We start from the raw sequence: 16,639 nt of genomic DNA, 5'->3' as shown, positions 1-16,639 counted from the left end.
CACCCAGCCACCTTGACGGCGACTTGAACTCTCCCGGCATGCGGGTCGACGCCGCGCGGCTCAGCGCGACCACTTTAAGTATGGAAGTTCTTCACTTAAGGTGGAGGAGAACCGAGCCAGCACCTGGACAGCTTGGGGGACCCGTGAAACGGACCGAGATCGAGCTCCAGATTCAGATTCTCGGTTCCGTGCGAGCGACGATCCGCGGCCAGGAGGTCGACCTCGGTCCTCCGAAACAGCGGGCGGTTCTGGCCTTGCTGGCGCTGCGGGTGGACCGGCACGTGCCGCTGGACGACCTGATCGCCGTCCTCTGGTCGGGACGGCCGCCAGCGCGGGCCGCGAGCCTGGTGCACACCTATGTCGCGCGGTTGCGGCACACGTTGGAACCCGACACGCCGCGCCGTCAGCGCACCAACGTCATCGCGTCGGCGCCCGGCGGCTATCGACTCGCCGTGGCTGACGACCAGCTCGATCTGCTCCAGTTCCGGGTCGGGCTGCGGGAAGCCGCGGCCTGGCACGCGGCCGGCGAGAACGAGATCGCCTTCACCCGGTACCGGGAGACTCTTGAACGGTGGCGGGACCCGCAGCTGACCGACCTGACCACCTTGCTGGTCGAACACGACGACCTCGGCCCGCTACGCCAGGAGTTCCTGGCTGCCGCACTCGACTACATCGGGCTCGGTCTGGAGTCGGGGCGACCGGAGGTGGTCCTGCCACTGGCCGAACGACTCGCCCAGGCCGAGCCTCTGAACGAGCGAGTTCAGGCGCGGGTGCTGCAGGCGCTGGCACGCATCGGGCAACGCGCCTGGGCCATCGAGCGGTACGCCGACGTCCGCACCCGGCTCAAGCTCGACCTGGGTGTCGATCCGGGGGCCGAACTGACCGAGGCGTACCGGGAGGTGCTGAACGCCGCCCCGCCGCACGCTGACGGTGCGGGCCTCGCCGGTGACCATCAGCCGCCCTGGCGGGGACCCGCGGCCGTGCAGGACGAGTTGGTCGGGCGCTGCGCCGACCTCGCGGCGGTCTGTGACCTGCTCGGCGAGTACCGCATGGTCAGCCTCACCGGTCCGGCCGGAGTCGGAAAGTCGGCACTCGGCATGGCCGCGGCGTTGACGCTGCGGGGACGATTCGCCGACGGGGTCGCGGTGGTGGATCTGGCGAACGCGCGCACCGGTCGGGAACTGGCGCAGGCGACGGCGGCGGTCGTCGACGAGCAGGGATCCTGGCACGCCAAAGGCTGTCTGCCGGTGACGCACCGGCTGCACGACCGCAAGCTCCTGCTCGTCCTCGACAACGCCGAGCTGGTCACCGACGAGGCCGCCGACCTCGTCGACGACGTGCTCCGGGGTTGTCCGCAGGTCACCGTGCTGCTCACCTCGCGGGAACTGCTCGGTCTGCCGTACGAGGCGGTGTATCCGGTGCGGCCACTGGCCGTGGAGAAGGATCACGGGTCGGCGACGGCACCCGCGCTGGCGCTGTTCGCCCAGCGGGCGGCACAGATCCAACCGGCGTTCCGACTCACCGAGGGCAACCTGGAGGCGGTGCGGTCGGTGTGCCGGGCGCTGGACGGGCTGCCCCTGGCCATCGAGCTCGCCGCGGCCTGCCTGCGTACCCAGCGGCTGGAGGCACTGGTCACCGTCGTGGACGACCCGCTACGCCGGATCCGTCCGCGCCGCCGGGGGTTGCCGAGTCACCACCGATCCCTGCGCGCCGCGGTGAACCGCAGCATGGAGCTGCTGGGGCCGGCGGAGCAGCGCTGCTTCGCCGCGTTGGGCGCTGTTCCGGCGGAGTTCGGCCTGGAGGCCGCGGCGGTCGCCGGCCGGGCGATCGGTGGTGAACCCGAGACTCTGCAGATGCTGCTCGACCGATTGGTGGACAAGTCGGTGCTGGAGGTCACGCACGGAGCGTCGGGGCGCCGCTACCGGATGCTCGGGACGGTCCACGCGCTGGCGCGGCAGATGCTGCGCGAACATGGCGTGGCCGGTTCGGCTCCCGACCACCGCTGCGGCTGCGGCTGCCACACCGGCAATTGAGACGGGACATCCGCCGGAAACTGCTATATGATTTTCTAGTAGATGTTGGCGGTCAACGAGCAGGAGATCTCGTATGGACCAACGCCACCTGCTCATGCACCAGGCGATGCTCGGCGACCGCAGACGCGTCGAGTCCTACGACCGGGCGCTTGCCACGGTCGTCGACGAGAACACCGTGGTCGCCGATGTCGGCGCCGGCACGCTGGCGTTGACCGCGCTGGCGCTACGACACGGCGCCGCGCACGTGTACGCCGTGGAGGCCGACCCTCAGGTAGCCGCCGTCGCGGACCGGATCATCAAGAGCAACGGCTGGCAGGACCGGGTCACCCTGATCGCCGGCGACGCCCGACTCGTCCGCCTGCCGCAACCGGTCGACGTGACGGTCTGCGAGCTGATGGGCAACCTCGGGCCGGAGGAGGACATGGCCCGCATCCTGCGGGTGTTCAACCGCCGCAACCTGCGGCCCGGCGGCGCCGTGGTGCCCGAGCGGGTCGTCACCTGGCTGACGCCGGTGCAGTTCGGCGTCGAAGGGTGGGGCATCTGGTCGGCGGACTTCTTCGGCATGCGCCTGGACGTGGTGCAGGAACTGGTCGATCCCACCGCCCACCTGCACTTCCTCACCCAGGAGCCGACCCTGCTGGGCACGCCGGTCGCGCTGGTCGACACCGGTCGCGGCGACACCGGACTGCGCAACGCCCGGCCCCTGGCCCTACCGCTGCACACGGCCGGGACGCTGCACGCCGTGCTCGGCTACTTCACCGCCACACTCGCTCCCGGGATCGAACTGTCCAACATGCCGTCGTACCCGGGCTGCAACTGGGCGGTCTTCGTCTGGCCGCTGCGGCACACCGCCGTCGCGGCCGGCGACACCGTACACGTGCGTCTCCGACGTCCCGACGGTCCCGCCGCGCGGGACGTGACCCGGTGGCGCCTCGACTGTCGTCTCGACAGGGTGAGCAACCAATGATCATCTACACTGCCGCCTCGGTCCGTGACCATTCCGTCGACGCCGACCGGATCTCCGGCCTCACCTGGTCAGGTCACACCCTCTGGTACGCCGACGCGGGACGCGGGCGGGTGGTGTGCCTCGACCCACGCACCGGGGTGTCCGGCGCCGAGCTGGCCTGTCCCGGCCTGGTCGCTGGGCTGACCAACCTTGGCGGGTGCCTGCTCTACGCCACCTCGACCACCCTGCGGCTCACCGAACCACAGAGCGGAGACGTGCTGCGTGAGGTGGCCAGCCCTCGACCGGACGCGCCGGTCTGCGGCATGGAAGCGGGCAAGGACGGCATCTGGCTCGGCTGGCCGGACGCCCTGGAGTTGCGGGACGCCTCCGACCTGCGGCTGCTCGCCACGATACCCGCGCCACTCGGTGTCGCCGGCATCACCGTCACCGACCGGTACGTCGCGCACACCGATCTGCTCGGCGAGGCCATCACGGTCTTCGACCTGCAGGCCGGGCGCAACGTGTTGCAGATCCAGGTCGACGGTCGACCCGCCACCAGCCTCACCTGGGACGGGCTCCGCCTGTGGTACGCCGACGCCGGCAACCTGCGCCTGCGGGCGCTGGACGTGCCCGGGCTGTCCACCGCGCGGGGCTGATCAGGACCCGGTTGACCCCCGGCAGAAAGGTCCCTGATGCTACCGCTGAAGTATCTGCTCAGCCTCTCCCCCATCGGCTCACCCCTGCTGCGGGTCGCACCGGCAGGTGAGTTCCCCCGCTCCCCCGCCCCCGAACGTCTTCAGCTGACCGGTCGCGCGCTCGTCATCGGTTCGGTGGCCACCGCCTCGATGGCGGCGGGTGTCGTCAGCGCCTCGGCCACCGCGGTACGGCACGGCAGGCCGGCCGGTCGGCGACGGCTCGCCCGGGAGATCGCCCGGACCGTCGCCCGCCTGGGCCCCACCTTCATCAAGGCGGCCCAGGTCCTCGGCACCCGCCGAGACGTCGTGCCGGCCTGGCTCTGCGACGAGTTGTCGATGCTCCAGGACGACGTGCCGCCGATGTCAGCGGCGCAGGGACGCACCGCCTTGCGCGAGGCGTACGGGGAGCACGTGGACGAGGTCTTCGTCACCGTCGAGCAGGTGCCGGCGGCCAGTGGCAGCATCGCCTGCGTCTACCGGGCGACCCTGCTCGACGGCGGCACGGTCGCGCTCAAACTGCGCCGTCCCGGCATCGGTCCCCGGATGGCTGCCGACCTCGCGTTGCTGCGCCGGGGAGCGGCGCTGGTGGCCCGGTTGCCGATGTTCCGCGGGGTGCCGGTGCGTGAGGTCGTCGACAACCTCTGCGACTCGGTGCTCGGGCAGGTCGACCTCGGCCGCGAGGGGCGCGACCTCGGCCGCCTGCGAGAGGATCTGGGCGCGGTGCCACGGGTCCTGGTGCCACGGGTACATCCGGAGGCGAGCCGTCCGGCCGCCATCGTCATGGACTTCGTCCCGGACCTGGCCGTCGACACCGCCGACCGGTGTTCCCCGGCATTGCGCCGAAGGTTCGCCGCCTCCACGCTGGCCGTGGTCTATCAGATGCTGTTCATCAACGGTTTCGTCCACTGTGACCTGCACCCCGGCAACCTCTACTTCACCCGAGGCGGTCAGGTGGTGGTGCTCGACGCCGGATTCAGCGTCCAACTGTCGGAGCGGATGCGGGACCTGTTCGCCAACTTCTTCCTGAACATGTCGATCGGCCGCGGCGATCGCTGCGCGGCGATCGTGCTGGAGAGCGCCATCGGGGTCTCCGACGACGCGGACGTGGACGCGTTCACCGAGGGCGTCACGGACCTGGTGGCCCGCAGCTACAAGCTCTCCGCCAAGGAGTTCAGCCTGATCGCGTTCGCCGGGGAACTGTTCGACCTGCAACGCCGCTACGGTGTCGTGGCCTCGCCGGAACTGGTGTTTCCGTTGCTGTCGCTGCTCGTGGTGGAGGGCACCGTACGGTCGCTCGATCCGGACATCGACTTTCAGGAGACGGCCAAGCCGATCCTGAACCGCGCCCTGTTCGGCATCCGCTGAGCCGTCCGGAGTTCCTCGTGCGGCAGGGGGACCGGTCGACCGGTCCCCCTGCTACGGATCGTCAACGCCCGGGTGTGGTCACCACTGGGCGACCCCGGTGGCCACGGCGTCGGCCCGAGCGCGTGGCCAGTCAGCCACGACCAGCGGCACCAGGCGCAGGTCGGCGGTGGCCAGCCGGTCGAAGCGACGCCACAGGGTGGTGGCCGCGCCCGGCTCCATCGTCCGCAACGCGTCGGCGGCGACGACGGCCGGGTCGCCGGCACCTCCGTCGGAGGGCCAGATCCGGTGCAGCAGGTCCCGGTTGGCGTTACCGGCCCACCTCGGCGCCCACTCGCGCAGGACGAGGTCGGCGCCCGGCTCACCAACCGGCACCGGGACGGTGGTGACTCCGTACCGGATGAGCACCTCGGCCAGGGCCGCCGCCACGACCGTCGGACGTGATCCGGCCGGCACCGCCAGGAGCACCCTGCTTCCCGGCGTCAGCCCGGCGTCGGCGAGCAGGTGCCGAGCCCGCGCCGGATCACCGGTGTCGGGTACGGCGTCGGTGGCGGGCGCGGCGCCCGGGTCTCCGGGTTGCAGCACGCCGTGCTGCGCGGCGGCACCCTCAGCGCCGGCAGCGCGGGCCGCGTCGGCGAGGGCAGCCCGGTCGATCGCCCAGGACAGCGCGTGGCGGGCAGCGGACGACGCCGCCGCCCCGCCCGGCGTCGCGGAGAGGTAGTAGCTGCATCCGGTGCCACCGAAGCGGGCGGGCGTCGCCGGCAGATCCCAGGAGAGCACCCCGAAGCCGGTCGCGTCGTCCACCGGCTGGTCGCCGGGGGAAGCCACGATGTCGATGCGGGACGCGGTCCGCCGGCGGATCGGGTCGGTGGCCGGATCCCACCGGGGGTTGGGCTCCAGGACGAAGTCACCACCGGGGGTCAGCTGCCGGGCGATCCGGTACGGCCCGCAGGCCGGGTTGCACCGGTACAATTCGGGACTGTCCGGCACGTAGTAGTCGTACTCGCGTGGGGCCACGGCGGCGTACCCGGTGGCCAACAGGTCGATCAGGTCGTTGGCCGGCTCGGTGAGTCGCAGCACGACGGAGTCGCCCTCGGCCTGCAGCCCCGGGACCCGGGTGAGGTGGGAGAACTGGGCGAGCGCGGGGGCGTGCGCCTCCCAGTGCCCGAACTCCGCGTCGTAGTGCCGGTAGTAGTCGGCCAGCCCTTCGATCAGCGCGCCGAAGTAATGCCGCATCGGCCGGGCCAACGGATGGGCGGTGCGCTTGAGACCCCGCACGGCGTCGCTGACGCCCACCTCCCGGGCACGCTGCGCGTCCCAGCGCACTCCCGGGCGCAGCCGGATACGCCAGGTCCGGCCGTCCTCGCTGATCCCACCGTTGTCGACGGTGGGCAGTTCGCGCGCGACGTCGGGCACCGGTCGGGCGGCGTCGGTCGCGGCACAGGCGAACAACTGTCGGGTGATGAGCCGGAGCACCTGACCGGTCCCGATCCTGCCCGGCTCTCCCTCGTCCGGCGCTCCGGCGACGGGCCGCAGGAAACGAAGCTGGCCGCGACCGGTCGGGGCAGCGGTGGACTCCCGTTCGCGTACGCCGGTCATGCGGGCACCGTCCCGACGTCCGGGAGGGTGCCGGTCGTCGGCTGACCGGAGCCGGTGAAGGTGAGTTTGGATTTGTCGGTGTTGTTGGGGTCGCCTTCGCAGTCGACGAGGACGATCTGGCCTGGGGTGAGTTCGTTGAACAGGATGCGTTCGGAGAGGTTGTCTTCGATGTCGCGTTGGATGGTGCGGCGTAGTGGGCGTGCGCCGAGGACGGGGTCGAAGCCCTTGACGGCCAGGTACTTCTTGGCGTTGTCGGTGAGTTCGAGGCCCATGTCCTTGTTGCGGAGTTGGGTTTCGATCCGGGCGATCATGATGTCGACGATCGACAGGATCTCGTTCTGGCGGAGTTGGTGGAACACGATGGTGTCGTCGATGCGGTTGAGGAACTCCGGCCGGAAGTGTTGCTTGAGTTCGTCGTTGACCTTCTGCTTCATCCGGTCGTAGTTCGACTCGGAGTCTTCCGACTGTTGGAAGCCCAGGGACACGGCCTTGGCCACGTCACGGGTACCGAGGTTGGTGGTCAGGATGATCACGGTGTTCTTGAAGTCCACGATGCGGCCCTGACCGTCGGTGAGTCGACCGTCTTCCAGGATCTGCAGCAGGGTGTTGAACACATCCGGGTGGGCCTTCTCGATCTCGTCGAACAGCACCACACTGAACGGCCGCCGACGCACCTTCTCCGTCAACTGCCCACCCTCGTCGTAGCCGACGTACCCGGGTGGGGCACCTACCAGCCGCGACACGGTGTACCGGTCATGGAACTCCGACATGTCCAACTGGATCAACGCGTCCTCGGACCCGAACAGGAACTCCGCCAGGGCCTTGGACAACTCGGTCTTACCCACACCCGACGGGCCGGCGAAGATGAACGACCCCGACGGACGCTTCGGGTCCTTCAAGCCCGCCCGGGTCCGCCGGATCGCCTTCGACACCGCCTTGACCGCGTCCTCCTGGCCGATGACGCGCTTGTGCAGCTCGTCCTCCATGCGCAGCAGACGCGAGGTCTCCTCCTCGGTCAGCTTGTAGACCGGGATGCCGGTCCAGTTGCCCAGCACCTCGGCGATCTGCTCGTCGTCGACCTCGGACACCACGTCCAGGTCGCCGGCCTTCCACTCCTTCTCCCGCTGCGCCTTCTGACCCAGCAGCTGCTTCTCGGTGTCGCGCAACTGCGCCGCCCGCTCGAAGTCCTGCGCGTCGATCGCGGACTCCTTGTCCCGACGCACCTGCGCGATCCGCTCGTCGAAGTCGCGCAGGTCCGGCGGCGCGGTCATCCGGCGGATCCGCATCCGCGCACCCGCCTCATCGATCAGGTCGATCGCCTTGTCCGGCAGGAACCGATCCGAAATGTACCGATCAGCCAGGGTGGCGGCGGCGACCAGCGCGGCGTCGGTGATCGACACCCGGTGGTGCGCCTCGTACCGGTCCCGCAGACCCTTCAAGATCTCGATGGTGTGCGCCAGCGACGGCTCACCCACCTGGATCGGCTGGAAGCGGCGTTCCAACGCGGCGTCCTTCTCCAAATGCTTGCGGTACTCATCCAGCGTGGTCGCGCCGATCGTCTGCAACTCGCCACGGGCCAGCATCGGCTTCAAGATGCTCGCCGCGTCGATCGCACCCTCCGCCGCCCCGGCACCCACCAGAGTGTGGATCTCGTCGATGAACAAGATGATGTCGCCCCGGGTGCGGATCTCCTTGAGCACCTTCTTCAGGCGCTCCTCGAAATCACCCCGATACCGGGAACCCGCCACCAGGGCGCCCAGGTCAAGCGTGTACAGCTGCTTGTCCTTCAGCGTCTCCGGCACCTCACCCTTGATGATCTTCTGGGACAGGCCCTCCACCACGGCGGTCTTACCCACACCGGGCTCACCGATCAGGACCGGGTTGTTCTTCGTCCGGCGGGACAGCACCTGCATCACCCGCTCGATTTCCTTCTCCCGCCCGATCACCGGATCCAGCTTGCCCTCCCGGGCCGCCTGAGTCAGATTCCGACCGAACTGGTCCAACACCAAACTCGTCGACGGAGCAGCCTCACCCGCCGCAGCACCCGCCGCAGCCGGCTCCTTACCCTGATAACCCGACAACAACTGGATCACCTGCTGACGCACCCGGTTCAAGTCAGCACCCAGCTTGACCAGCACCTGGGCGGCCACACCCTCACCCTCACGGATCAACCCCAGCAGGATGTGCTCCGTACCGATGTAGTTGTGGCCCAACTGCAGCGCCTCCCGCAGAGACAACTCCAGGACCTTCTTCGCCCGCGGCGTGAACGGGATATGCCCACTCGGCGCCTGCTGACCCTGACCGATGATCTCCTCAACCTGCTGACGCACACCCTCCAGAGAGATGCCAAGACTCTCCAGAGCCTTCGCCGCCACACCCTCACCCTCATGGATCAAACCCAACAGGATGTGCTCCGTACCGATGTAATTATGGTTGAGCATCCGGGCCTCTTCCTGGGCCAGGACGACAACCCGTCGCGCTCGGTCGGTGAACCGCTCGAACATAACCGCCACCCTTGAAGAGTGACGCCGCCCCGGGTGGCGGAAAGGCACCCGGGGCGACGTCTGCTACCGGACTGAACCAACCGTCACGCGCTGACGTAGGCCTCGGAGCCCACCAGTGCGTCGGCCAGCTTCATCTGCACGCCGGTCAGGCGCGCCCGGACATCGCCGCCGGAGGTGCGCAGGGCGGCGTCCGCGTGGTCGGCCGTCAGCACCGTGCCGGCCGGCTCGATGTCCTTGAGCCGTCCGGCCAGGTGCACCGGCGCCGCCGCGTACAGCGTCGCCGACGGGGTGACCAACTCGAAGTGAGCGTCGAAGTGCAGCTCACCCGGGTAGCGCAGGGTGCTCAGGCTGTCCTCCGTACCCTCACCGAGCTGGCCGCCCGAGACGGTGAAGAAGCTGGCCCGCAGCATGACCTTGCCACCCAGAGCCGGGCTGTTGCCCACCAGCGCCACCCGCGCGAGCTGAGCCAGCACGCCGGAGCCCTGGTCGTGCTTCTCCGGGCCGAAGAGGAGGATCTCGGCGCCGGCGGCCAAGGGGTAGTCGCCAGCGAGTTCGATCTCCTCGGTACGGCCGTTGACCTCGACCTTGATCTTCGCCTCGGTCGACGCCTGGATGATGATCGACGGGTCGACCAGCATCGATACGCACGGGCCGATGCTCGACGCGAAGAAGGCGCTCGGCGTGTTGCCGACGGCCTCGTTCTCGTCGTTCGACGGGTACCACGCGGCCGGCAGGTTGGTGCCCCGGACCACGTTGTGCGCCGGCATCACCTCGCCCTGGTCACCGTAGGGGCGACCGAGGAACGGCGAGGTGAGCGGGGTCTTGTACGGCGGCAGGCCGTCGACGATCCCCTTGACGTCGATGACACCCCGGTGGGCCAGCCGCATGGTGCTGGTCTCCAGGATGCCGAACCGACGGATGTAGAACTCCGCGGGGAAGTTCTTACCGGGCACGATCTGCTTGATGTGACCGGTGTTCGGCAGGTAGGGGTTCGACAGGATCTGGATCCGGTCGTTGAGCGTGTAGCTGAACCCCTTGATGCCGACCTCGGGGGCGCTGATGAGCTCCAGGTTGAAGCTCGCCGTGCCGTCCTCGTCGACGGTGTGCTTGAACCCCTGCATGGGCCACTTGTTCATCTGCACGAAACCCGACAGGTTGATCGTCTCCCGGCGACCACCGTAGTAGTCGTCGCCGAAGACGACCGTCGCCGCCGCCAGGATGTGCGGCCGCAGCGGCTTCGGCTCGATGTTGAGTGACTCGTAGGTCTCTCTCGCCGTGTCTGTCACGGCTCCACCTCCCTGTATGCCCCGGATGCGGTGACGCCTCTGTGACGCCTCTCGACCGGAGGACCACTACTCGGGACGCTATCGATTTTTAAAGTGCCAGTCAATCGGCCGGGATTGATCATTAGCGAAATGTTGTCCCAATTCACGCATGGCTGAAGCCTGCGTACGTGGCCTGACCGGCAATGGCCCACAAGCGGGCGCTATTGGTTTACCTATCGGACAGCTGAAGCGACGACCGTCAGACCGCCGCCGTCGTGGCGGTCAGCGGGAAGTCCGGCACCCGCAGCATCGGCATGGCCAGCTGCGCCACCGCGTCACCCCAGTCGCGTGCCCGGGTCGGCACGGTGCGCCCGGCCTCCGTGGCCCGCATGACCATCGCCAGCGGGCTGTCGTTGAAGCGGAAGTTGTGCACCGCGCCGACGACCTCGCCGTCCTCGATGAGGTAGACGCCGTCGCGGGTCACCCCGGTCAGCGCCATCGTCGCCAGGTCCACCTCCCGGATGTACCAGAGGCTGGTCAGCAAGAGCCCACGCCGGGTCCGGGCAACCAGGTCCGCCTCCGCGCCACCGCCCGGCGGCCCTTCGAGGATCAGGTTCTCCACCAGCGGGGTCAGCGGCATACCCAGTTCCTCGGCGCTGTGTCGGGTCTGCACCAGCGAACGCAACCGCCCCTGCTCCCACCACTGGGTCGGGCCCAGCGGCAGGCCGTTGTCGAAGACCGAGCGGACCCCGCTGGACGCGGCCGCCACCAGGAACGGCGCACAGCGCAACCCCTCGGCCGTCGGATCGCTGCGCAGGGTCAACGCGACCCCGGTGATCTGCTCCCCGATCCGGGTACGGCCGCCGGCCCGGCTGTAGGCCGTGCGGCCCTGCGCCGCCGCCCCGGCACCCGCCGTGGTGTACGCGTAGTTCATCAGATCGGCGACTGCGCTCGGCGGCACGAGGCACTCGTACCGGCCGGGTGGCAGGTCGATGCGCCGTCGTTCCCAACGCAGCCGCCGGTCGAGTTCGTCCTGCAGCCCGGCCACCGACACGTCGGTGAAATCGTCGGTCACCGCGCTGGTCCACACCGGAGCGCCTCGCCCGTCACGGGCGGTCAGCTCCAAGTGCCCGGCGGACCCGTCATGCCGCAGCCTGGCCCCGGCGGAGGTGCCGAGAAACGTTGTCCGCGACCGATGTTCGGCGTACCCGTGCAGCACCTGGCCCTGCCTGCCGGCCCGCGCGAACCCGGTCGAGAGCTGCTCGACCAGGCCGGTGAGCACACCGGCCCCAGCCGGTCGGACCGGGTCGTGCCAGTGCGGCGACGCCGCACCGGGCTCCGGCAACGCCCGGGCGTCCGGCGCCAACGGTGCCTGCCGGGCCACGGCCTCCGCGCCACCCACCGCGTCGACGATCTCGGTCCGGCCCACCTGGCCGGAGACCGACACCGCGCCCACCCGTGCGCCGACCACCGAGACCACCGACACCCGGCACTCGTCCGCGTCGCCGGCCGCCACCAGCGCGCTGTCGGCCCACCGCAGGTGACGGTCCACGCCGCACTCCACGATCACCACCGTGGCGTCGCCCCGGGCGGCGGCGAGACCGATCTCGATCAGCTCCTGTGGCCCCGGCCTGCTCATCCCGTCGCCCCCGCCCGGGGATCGGTGACGGGCACCGCCCGGAACAGTGCCGACGGGCAGCCGTGCCCCGCCGCGGCGATCTGGAGCGGCTGGGCCTTACCGCACTGGCCGGCACCGGACAGCAGCCACGTCTGCGCGCCACCGACTGCCTCCAACGACCGCCAGAAGTCGAGCGTGGTGCCCGTGTACGCGACGTCGCGCACCTGACCGACCAGCCGCCCGTTGCGGATCCGGTGGAACCGCTGGGCGGTGAACTGGAAGTTCACCCGGGCCATGTCGATGGAGAAGCTGTTGTCACCGACGACGTAGAGACCGTCGCGGACCCGACCGATCAGCTCGTCGGTGTCCGGGCCGCCGGGCGCCGGGCACAGCGAGACGTTCGGCATCCGCGGCACCGGCAGGTGCCGGTAGGACTCGGCGTACGCGCAGCCGGTCGAGGCGTCCAGTCCGGCGGCGCCGGCGGTCTGCCGATCGTGCTGCACCCCCACCAGCAGGCCCTCGGTGATCAGCGGCCAGGAGCGGGCGGCCACCCCGTCGTCGTCGTAGCCGACGGACGCCAGCGCGTGCGGGGTCGTCCGGTCGGCCACCACCGTCATCTGCGGTGAGCCGTAGCGCAGGACCCCGACGTCCCGCGGCCGGACGAAGGAACTGCCCGCGAACGCCGCCTCCCGGCCGCGCATCCGATCCAGCTCGGTGGCGTGACCGACCGTCTCGTGGATCGTCAGCCACAGGTTGGTCGGATCGATGACCAGGTCGTACCGGCCCGGTGCGAGCCTGGGGGCGGCGGCCTTCTCCGCCAGCAGACCCGGCAGCCGGGCCAGTTCGCCGGCCCAGTCCCAACCGGTGCCGGTCAGGTACTCCCACCCACGAGCAGCCGGCGGCCCGAGCGTCCGCATCGCCTCGAACGTGCCGTCACCGGCGTCGATCCGGAAGCCGAAGGCCATCGGGTGCAGCCAGGTGCGCCGCTGCCGGATACGCCGGCCCTCGCTGTCGTGGTACACCGTCGACTCACGAAACACCTGCAGGTACGCCTCGGCCAGGTGCGCGCCGCCGTCGCGGAGCAGCCCACACCACCCGGCCAGCAAGGCGGTACGCTCGGCCGCCGGGACCTCGAACGGGTCCACCTCGTACGGCGACTGCCAGTCCACCGGCGCCGGCACCGGTTCGTCGGTGAGGCGCACCGGCTCGCCCCGCAACGGTCGCACCGCCCGGGCCAGGGCACAGGCGCGGGCCGCCAGCGCGCCGACTCCGCCCGGGGACAGCTCGACCCCGGCGGCGAAACCCCAGGTGCCGTCGACCAACACCCGCACCCCGGCACCGGTCTCGACGCTCTCCTGGCTGCTCTCCGGGCGGCCGTCGCGGACCCGCTCCCGCAGGGCACGGACCCGCCGCAGCCGGATGTCGGCGTAGGTCGCGCCGCTGCGGCGGGCCTGCCGCAGCGCCGCGTCGGCCAGGTCGTCGACCGGCAGCGTGTCGAATCCCGGCTCGACGGCCGGGGCCGGGCACGTGGTCACCGGAACCGCACCCCCGGGTGGTGCGTCGTCCACTCCCCTGCCCGCACGGTACGCAGGGCGGACACCACCCGGTCGATCTCGGCGACGCTGCTGTAGACCGCGAAGGAGATCCGCACGGTGCCGACCAGACCCAGGTCGTCGAGGAAGGTGCTGGCGCAGTGCACACCGGAGCGCACCGCGATGCCGTGCCGGTCCAGGTGACCGCCGACGTCGTAGGGGTGCAGGCCGTCCACGGCGATCGAGACGATGCCGGCCGGTTCAGCCGCCGGGTCGCCGAGGACCCGCACCCGGTCGACGGCGCCCAACGCCCGCACGGCGTACCGGACCAGGCTCGCCTCGTGCGCCCGGACCGCCTCACGGTCGAGGCCGTCCAGCCAGGTCAACGCCGCGGCCAACGCCACCGCGGCGGGGATGTCCGGGGTGCCCGCCTCCAGCCGGGCCGGTACCGGCACGTACGACACCGGGGCGTGGTGGGAGACGCCCTTCACCGTCCCGCCGCCGACCTGGTAGGGCGGCAGGTCGGCGAGCAGCTCCCGGCGACCGTAGAGCACACCCGAACCCATCGGGCCGTACACCTTGTGACCGGAGAAGCAGTAGAAGTCGGCGCCGATCTCCCGTACGTCGACGGGCAGGTGCGGCACCGCCTGCGCGCCGTCGACGACGACCGGCACACCACGCTGGTGCGCGACGCGGACGAGGTCCCGGACCGGGTTGACGGTGCCGAGCACGTTGGACACATGGGTGACCGCCACGAGGCGGGTACGTGGGCTCAGCTCGGCCGCCAGGGCGTCCGGCGCGACCGGCCGGCCGGCGACGGTCGGTACCACCCGCAGGGTGGCCCCTCGCCGCTCACACAATCGCCGCCAGGGCAGCAGGTTCGAGTTGTGTTCCATGCCGCTGACCACGATGTCGTCTCCCGGGCCGACGATCCGCGCGGCGAAGGTCTCGGCGAGCAGGTTCGTCGCGTCGGTGGTGCCCCGGGTGAAGACGATCTCCTCGTCGTGGGCGGCGTTGAGCAGTCGGCGCACCGTCGCCCGCGCCTGCTCGTAGCGGCCGGTGGCCCGGCGACTCAACTCGTAGAAGCCGCGGCCGATGTTGCTGTTCGCGGTGACGTACTGGTCGACCAGCGCGTCGAGTACGCATCGGGGCTTCTGCGTGGTGGCCGCATTATCCAGGTAGGCCAGTCGCGGACCGCGCTGCGGATGGTCGAGGAACGGGAACTCGGCCCGCACCGATTCCAGGGGGTGGGCAGCCGTGTCGGTCATCCTGACTCCTCCGTGAAGCTCGCGATGAAGCGATCGAGAAAACCCGGTGGGCAGGCAAAGAGCTTCTGCTCCGGGTAGGGCCGCTGCGCCGGCGGGATCCACCCGGGCGCGCCGCGGCGGGGCCACCGTCCGGCCCGGTCCGCCAGGTGCGGGCCGTGGAAGAACCAGCAGATCTGGCTGACCTGCTCGGTGAAGACGACCGGGTGCACCCGTGGCGAGTACATCGCCAGGTGACCGTAGGCGGCCCGGAACTCCCCGGCGACTCCCATCGTCGCGCCGTGCAGGACGTGCCCGAACACGTCGTGGACGACCCGGAAGATGTCGTTGTGCAGCAGCTGCACGCCGTCGACGGTGACGCCCGACGGCGCGCAGAGCGGATGGTCCGGTGCCGGTCCGTGGGGACCGTGACCGTCGCTGGTGAGGTAGACGTGCAGCACGCCCGTGCGGTCCACGGAGTCGATCAGTTCGGCCGCACCCCGGTACGGCTGCCCCGGTCCCCGCCACGGCACGACCCGCAGCCCGGCCGGCTCCAGCAGGGCGAAGTGGCGCAGGGTCTCCTCGGTGAAGCGGGTGTACCGGGCGGCGAGATCGGCGTCGAGGGCGCGGCGGGGTGCCCGGTCGAAGTGCCGGGCCACCTCACGGCAGAACTGCGGATCGACCCGGACCCGGGTGCGGGACAGCCGGGACAGGTCCCGGTGCGGTAGCTCGCCCCGCCCGGCGGCGGCGTCCACGTACGCCTGGGCGACCGTCAGCAGGCGGTCGTGCCGCGCCGACGGCCGGAGCCGGTCGGACACGCTCCCGACCCTGGTCGTCATCCCGTCCTCCCCGGTGTCGCCCGGTCGGGCGCGCCGCGCGCCCGCAGGCACAGCGCCGAACCGGGCAGGCACACGATGCCGTCGCCGTCTGCGTACCCGGCCGCCGCCTCGGCCAGCCGGTCCCATCCGGCGCGTTCACCGTCCCCGCCGAGGTGGTGGCGCACCGCTCGCAGCAGCCCCGGCGGGGTCACGTCCCGGGCGTACTGGAGGTATTCGGCGACCGAGGCGAACCGCATCGACACCGGCACCGGCTCGACGGTGACCTCGACGAAACCGGCGGCCGCCAGTTCCGCGCGGGTGCCCGCGACGTCGCACATGCTGAACGGACCGGGCCGCTGCGGCGGCGGGCCGGGCAGCTCGGCACCGAGGGCGCGGAAGGCCAGCGAGGTCATCGGGTTGGCCGCCGGGGTGTCCCAGACCGCGGCGGCGAGCACACCGCCGGGGACCAGCAGGCGGCACAGGCCGGACAACATCCGGTGCCGGTCGACGGCGAACATCAGCCCCCAGCGGCTGAGCACCGCGTCCATCGAGCGCGACGGCAGATCCAGTGACTCCACGTCGGACTCGACGAAGTCGATCGGGTGATCGAGACCGGCGGCCGCCATCCGGGCGCGGCGCACCATCTCCGGAGCGAGGTCGATGCCGAGCACCCGGCCGGTCGGGGCGACCAGACGTCCGGCGCTGATCGCCGGCTCGCCCGTGCCGCAGCCGACGTCGAGCACCCGGTGGCCGGGCCGCAGCCCGGCCGCGCGCAGCAGCCAGGCGGTCACCGGCGCGGCGGCCCGTTCGTACCGGTCCCGCCAGAACTCCCACCCGCCGCTGACCGCGTTCCAGGTGTCGCGTTGCTCGGCCTTGAAACCTGCCGGGTCGAACTGTACGACCGTCATGCTGTCTCCTCGCCGGCGAATTCAGCCTCCGCCAACTATATGATTGGCAAGTATCCGGAGCAATGCCGGCAGTTGCGGTGCTGGACGCCCGCCGACAGCAACCCTTTCTTCAAGC

Annotated in this window: 12 protein-coding genes; 4 read left to right on the top strand and 8 right to left on the bottom strand. The window is 70.6% G+C overall.

Annotation, left to right across the window (positions count from 1 at the left end):
* Positions 1 to 143: 143 nt before the first annotated feature.
* From ACLQ2S_RS17895 to ACLQ2S_RS17880, 4 genes are all read left to right on the top strand, one after another.
* The gene (locus ACLQ2S_RS17895) at positions 144 to 2,033 is read left to right on the top strand and encodes an AfsR/SARP family transcriptional regulator (RefSeq protein WP_425702131.1); all 1,890 of its coding nucleotides are present in this window, start codon (positions 144 to 146) and stop codon (positions 2,031 to 2,033) included.
* A 73-nt stretch (positions 2,034 to 2,106) separates the two neighbouring features.
* Positions 2,107 to 3,000 (top strand): methyltransferase domain-containing protein, encoded by an 894-nt coding sequence (locus tag ACLQ2S_RS17890; RefSeq protein ID WP_425702130.1) that lies wholly within the window; start codon positions 2,107 to 2,109, stop codon positions 2,998 to 3,000.
* Complete coding sequence (locus ACLQ2S_RS17885) at positions 2,997 to 3,635, top strand: hypothetical protein (protein ID WP_425702129.1); 639 nt, start codon at positions 2,997 to 2,999, stop codon at positions 3,633 to 3,635. Before ACLQ2S_RS17890 ends, ACLQ2S_RS17885 begins: the two co-directional genes overlap by 4 nt.
* Positions 3,636 to 3,671: 36 nt before the next feature.
* Positions 3,672 to 5,039, top strand: coding sequence for an ABC1 kinase family protein (locus tag ACLQ2S_RS17880; protein ID WP_425702128.1), 1,368 nt, complete (start codon positions 3,672 to 3,674; stop codon positions 5,037 to 5,039).
* A gap of 78 nt (positions 5,040 to 5,117) precedes the next feature.
* On the opposite strand, the gene ACLQ2S_RS17875 is transcribed toward ACLQ2S_RS17880, so the two are convergent.
* The 8 genes from ACLQ2S_RS17875 to ACLQ2S_RS17840 form a co-directional block, all read right to left on the bottom strand.
* Complete coding sequence (locus ACLQ2S_RS17875; RefSeq protein ID WP_425702127.1) at positions 5,118 to 6,635, bottom strand: ABC transporter substrate-binding protein; 1,518 nt, start codon at positions 6,633 to 6,635, stop codon at positions 5,118 to 5,120.
* Complete coding sequence (locus tag ACLQ2S_RS17870; RefSeq protein ID WP_425702154.1) at positions 6,632 to 9,139, bottom strand: ATP-dependent Clp protease ATP-binding subunit; 2,508 nt, start codon at positions 9,137 to 9,139, stop codon at positions 6,632 to 6,634. The genes ACLQ2S_RS17875 and ACLQ2S_RS17870 overlap by 4 nt, the downstream gene beginning before the upstream one ends.
* Before the next feature lie 83 nt (positions 9,140 to 9,222).
* Complete coding sequence (locus ACLQ2S_RS17865; protein ID WP_425702126.1) at positions 9,223 to 10,425, bottom strand: DUF6004 family protein; 1,203 nt, start codon at positions 10,423 to 10,425, stop codon at positions 9,223 to 9,225.
* 238 nt (positions 10,426 to 10,663) lie between these two features.
* A complete protein-coding gene (locus ACLQ2S_RS17860) occupies positions 10,664 to 12,016 on the bottom strand; it encodes a metallopeptidase TldD-related protein (protein ID WP_425702153.1) in 1,353 nt (450 codons plus the stop codon).
* 23 nt (positions 12,017 to 12,039) lie between these two features.
* On the bottom strand, positions 12,040 to 13,590 hold the full coding sequence (locus ACLQ2S_RS17855) for a TldD/PmbA family protein (protein WP_425702125.1): 1,551 nt from the start codon (positions 13,588 to 13,590) through the stop codon (positions 12,040 to 12,042).
* Positions 13,554 to 14,822 carry an aminotransferase class V-fold PLP-dependent enzyme gene (locus tag ACLQ2S_RS17850; protein ID WP_425702124.1) on the bottom strand — a complete coding sequence of 423 codons (1,269 nt, stop codon included), beginning with the start codon at positions 14,820 to 14,822 and terminating at the stop codon, positions 13,554 to 13,556. Before ACLQ2S_RS17850 ends, ACLQ2S_RS17855 begins: the two co-directional genes overlap by 37 nt.
* Positions 14,819 to 15,637 carry a crotonobetainyl-CoA--carnitine CoA-transferase gene (locus ACLQ2S_RS17845; RefSeq protein WP_425702123.1) on the bottom strand — a complete coding sequence of 273 codons (819 nt, stop codon included), beginning with the start codon at positions 15,635 to 15,637 and terminating at the stop codon, positions 14,819 to 14,821. The genes ACLQ2S_RS17850 and ACLQ2S_RS17845 overlap by 4 nt, the downstream gene beginning before the upstream one ends.
* Positions 15,634 to 16,524, bottom strand: coding sequence for a class I SAM-dependent methyltransferase (locus ACLQ2S_RS17840; protein ID WP_425702122.1), 891 nt, complete (start codon positions 16,522 to 16,524; stop codon positions 15,634 to 15,636). The genes ACLQ2S_RS17845 and ACLQ2S_RS17840 overlap by 4 nt, the downstream gene beginning before the upstream one ends.
* Positions 16,525 to 16,639 lie beyond the last annotated feature (115 nt).

Source organism: Micromonospora sp. DT48 (assembly GCF_049844495.1).
Lineage (GTDB): Bacteria > Actinomycetota > Actinomycetes > Mycobacteriales > Micromonosporaceae > Micromonospora.
Note: the sequence above shows the minus strand (reverse complement) of the source record. Positions and strands in the feature narration are given on the sequence as shown.

What these genes read in the sequence shown, in the direction of transcription:
- ACLQ2S_RS17870 (WP_425702154.1), bottom strand. Translation starts at nt 9,139, where the DNA reads ATGTTCGAGCGGTTCACCGACCGAGCGCGACGGGTTGTCGTCCTGGCC.
- ACLQ2S_RS17885 (WP_425702129.1), top strand. Translation starts at nt 2,997, where the DNA reads ATGATCATCTACACTGCCGCCTCGGTCCGTGACCATTCCGTCGACGCC.
- ACLQ2S_RS17840 (WP_425702122.1), bottom strand. Translation starts at nt 16,524, where the DNA reads ATGACGGTCGTACAGTTCGACCCGGCAGGTTTCAAGGCCGAGCAACGC.
- ACLQ2S_RS17875 (WP_425702127.1), bottom strand. Translation starts at nt 6,635, where the DNA reads ATGACCGGCGTACGCGAACGGGAGTCCACCGCTGCCCCGACCGGTCGC.
- ACLQ2S_RS17850 (WP_425702124.1), bottom strand. Translation starts at nt 14,822, where the DNA reads ATGACCGACACGGCTGCCCACCCCCTGGAATCGGTGCGGGCCGAGTTC.
- ACLQ2S_RS17890 (WP_425702130.1), top strand. Translation starts at nt 2,107, where the DNA reads ATGGACCAACGCCACCTGCTCATGCACCAGGCGATGCTCGGCGACCGC.
- ACLQ2S_RS17845 (WP_425702123.1), bottom strand. Translation starts at nt 15,637, where the DNA reads ATGACGACCAGGGTCGGGAGCGTGTCCGACCGGCTCCGGCCGTCGGCG.
- ACLQ2S_RS17880 (WP_425702128.1), top strand. Translation starts at nt 3,672, where the DNA reads ATGCTACCGCTGAAGTATCTGCTCAGCCTCTCCCCCATCGGCTCACCC.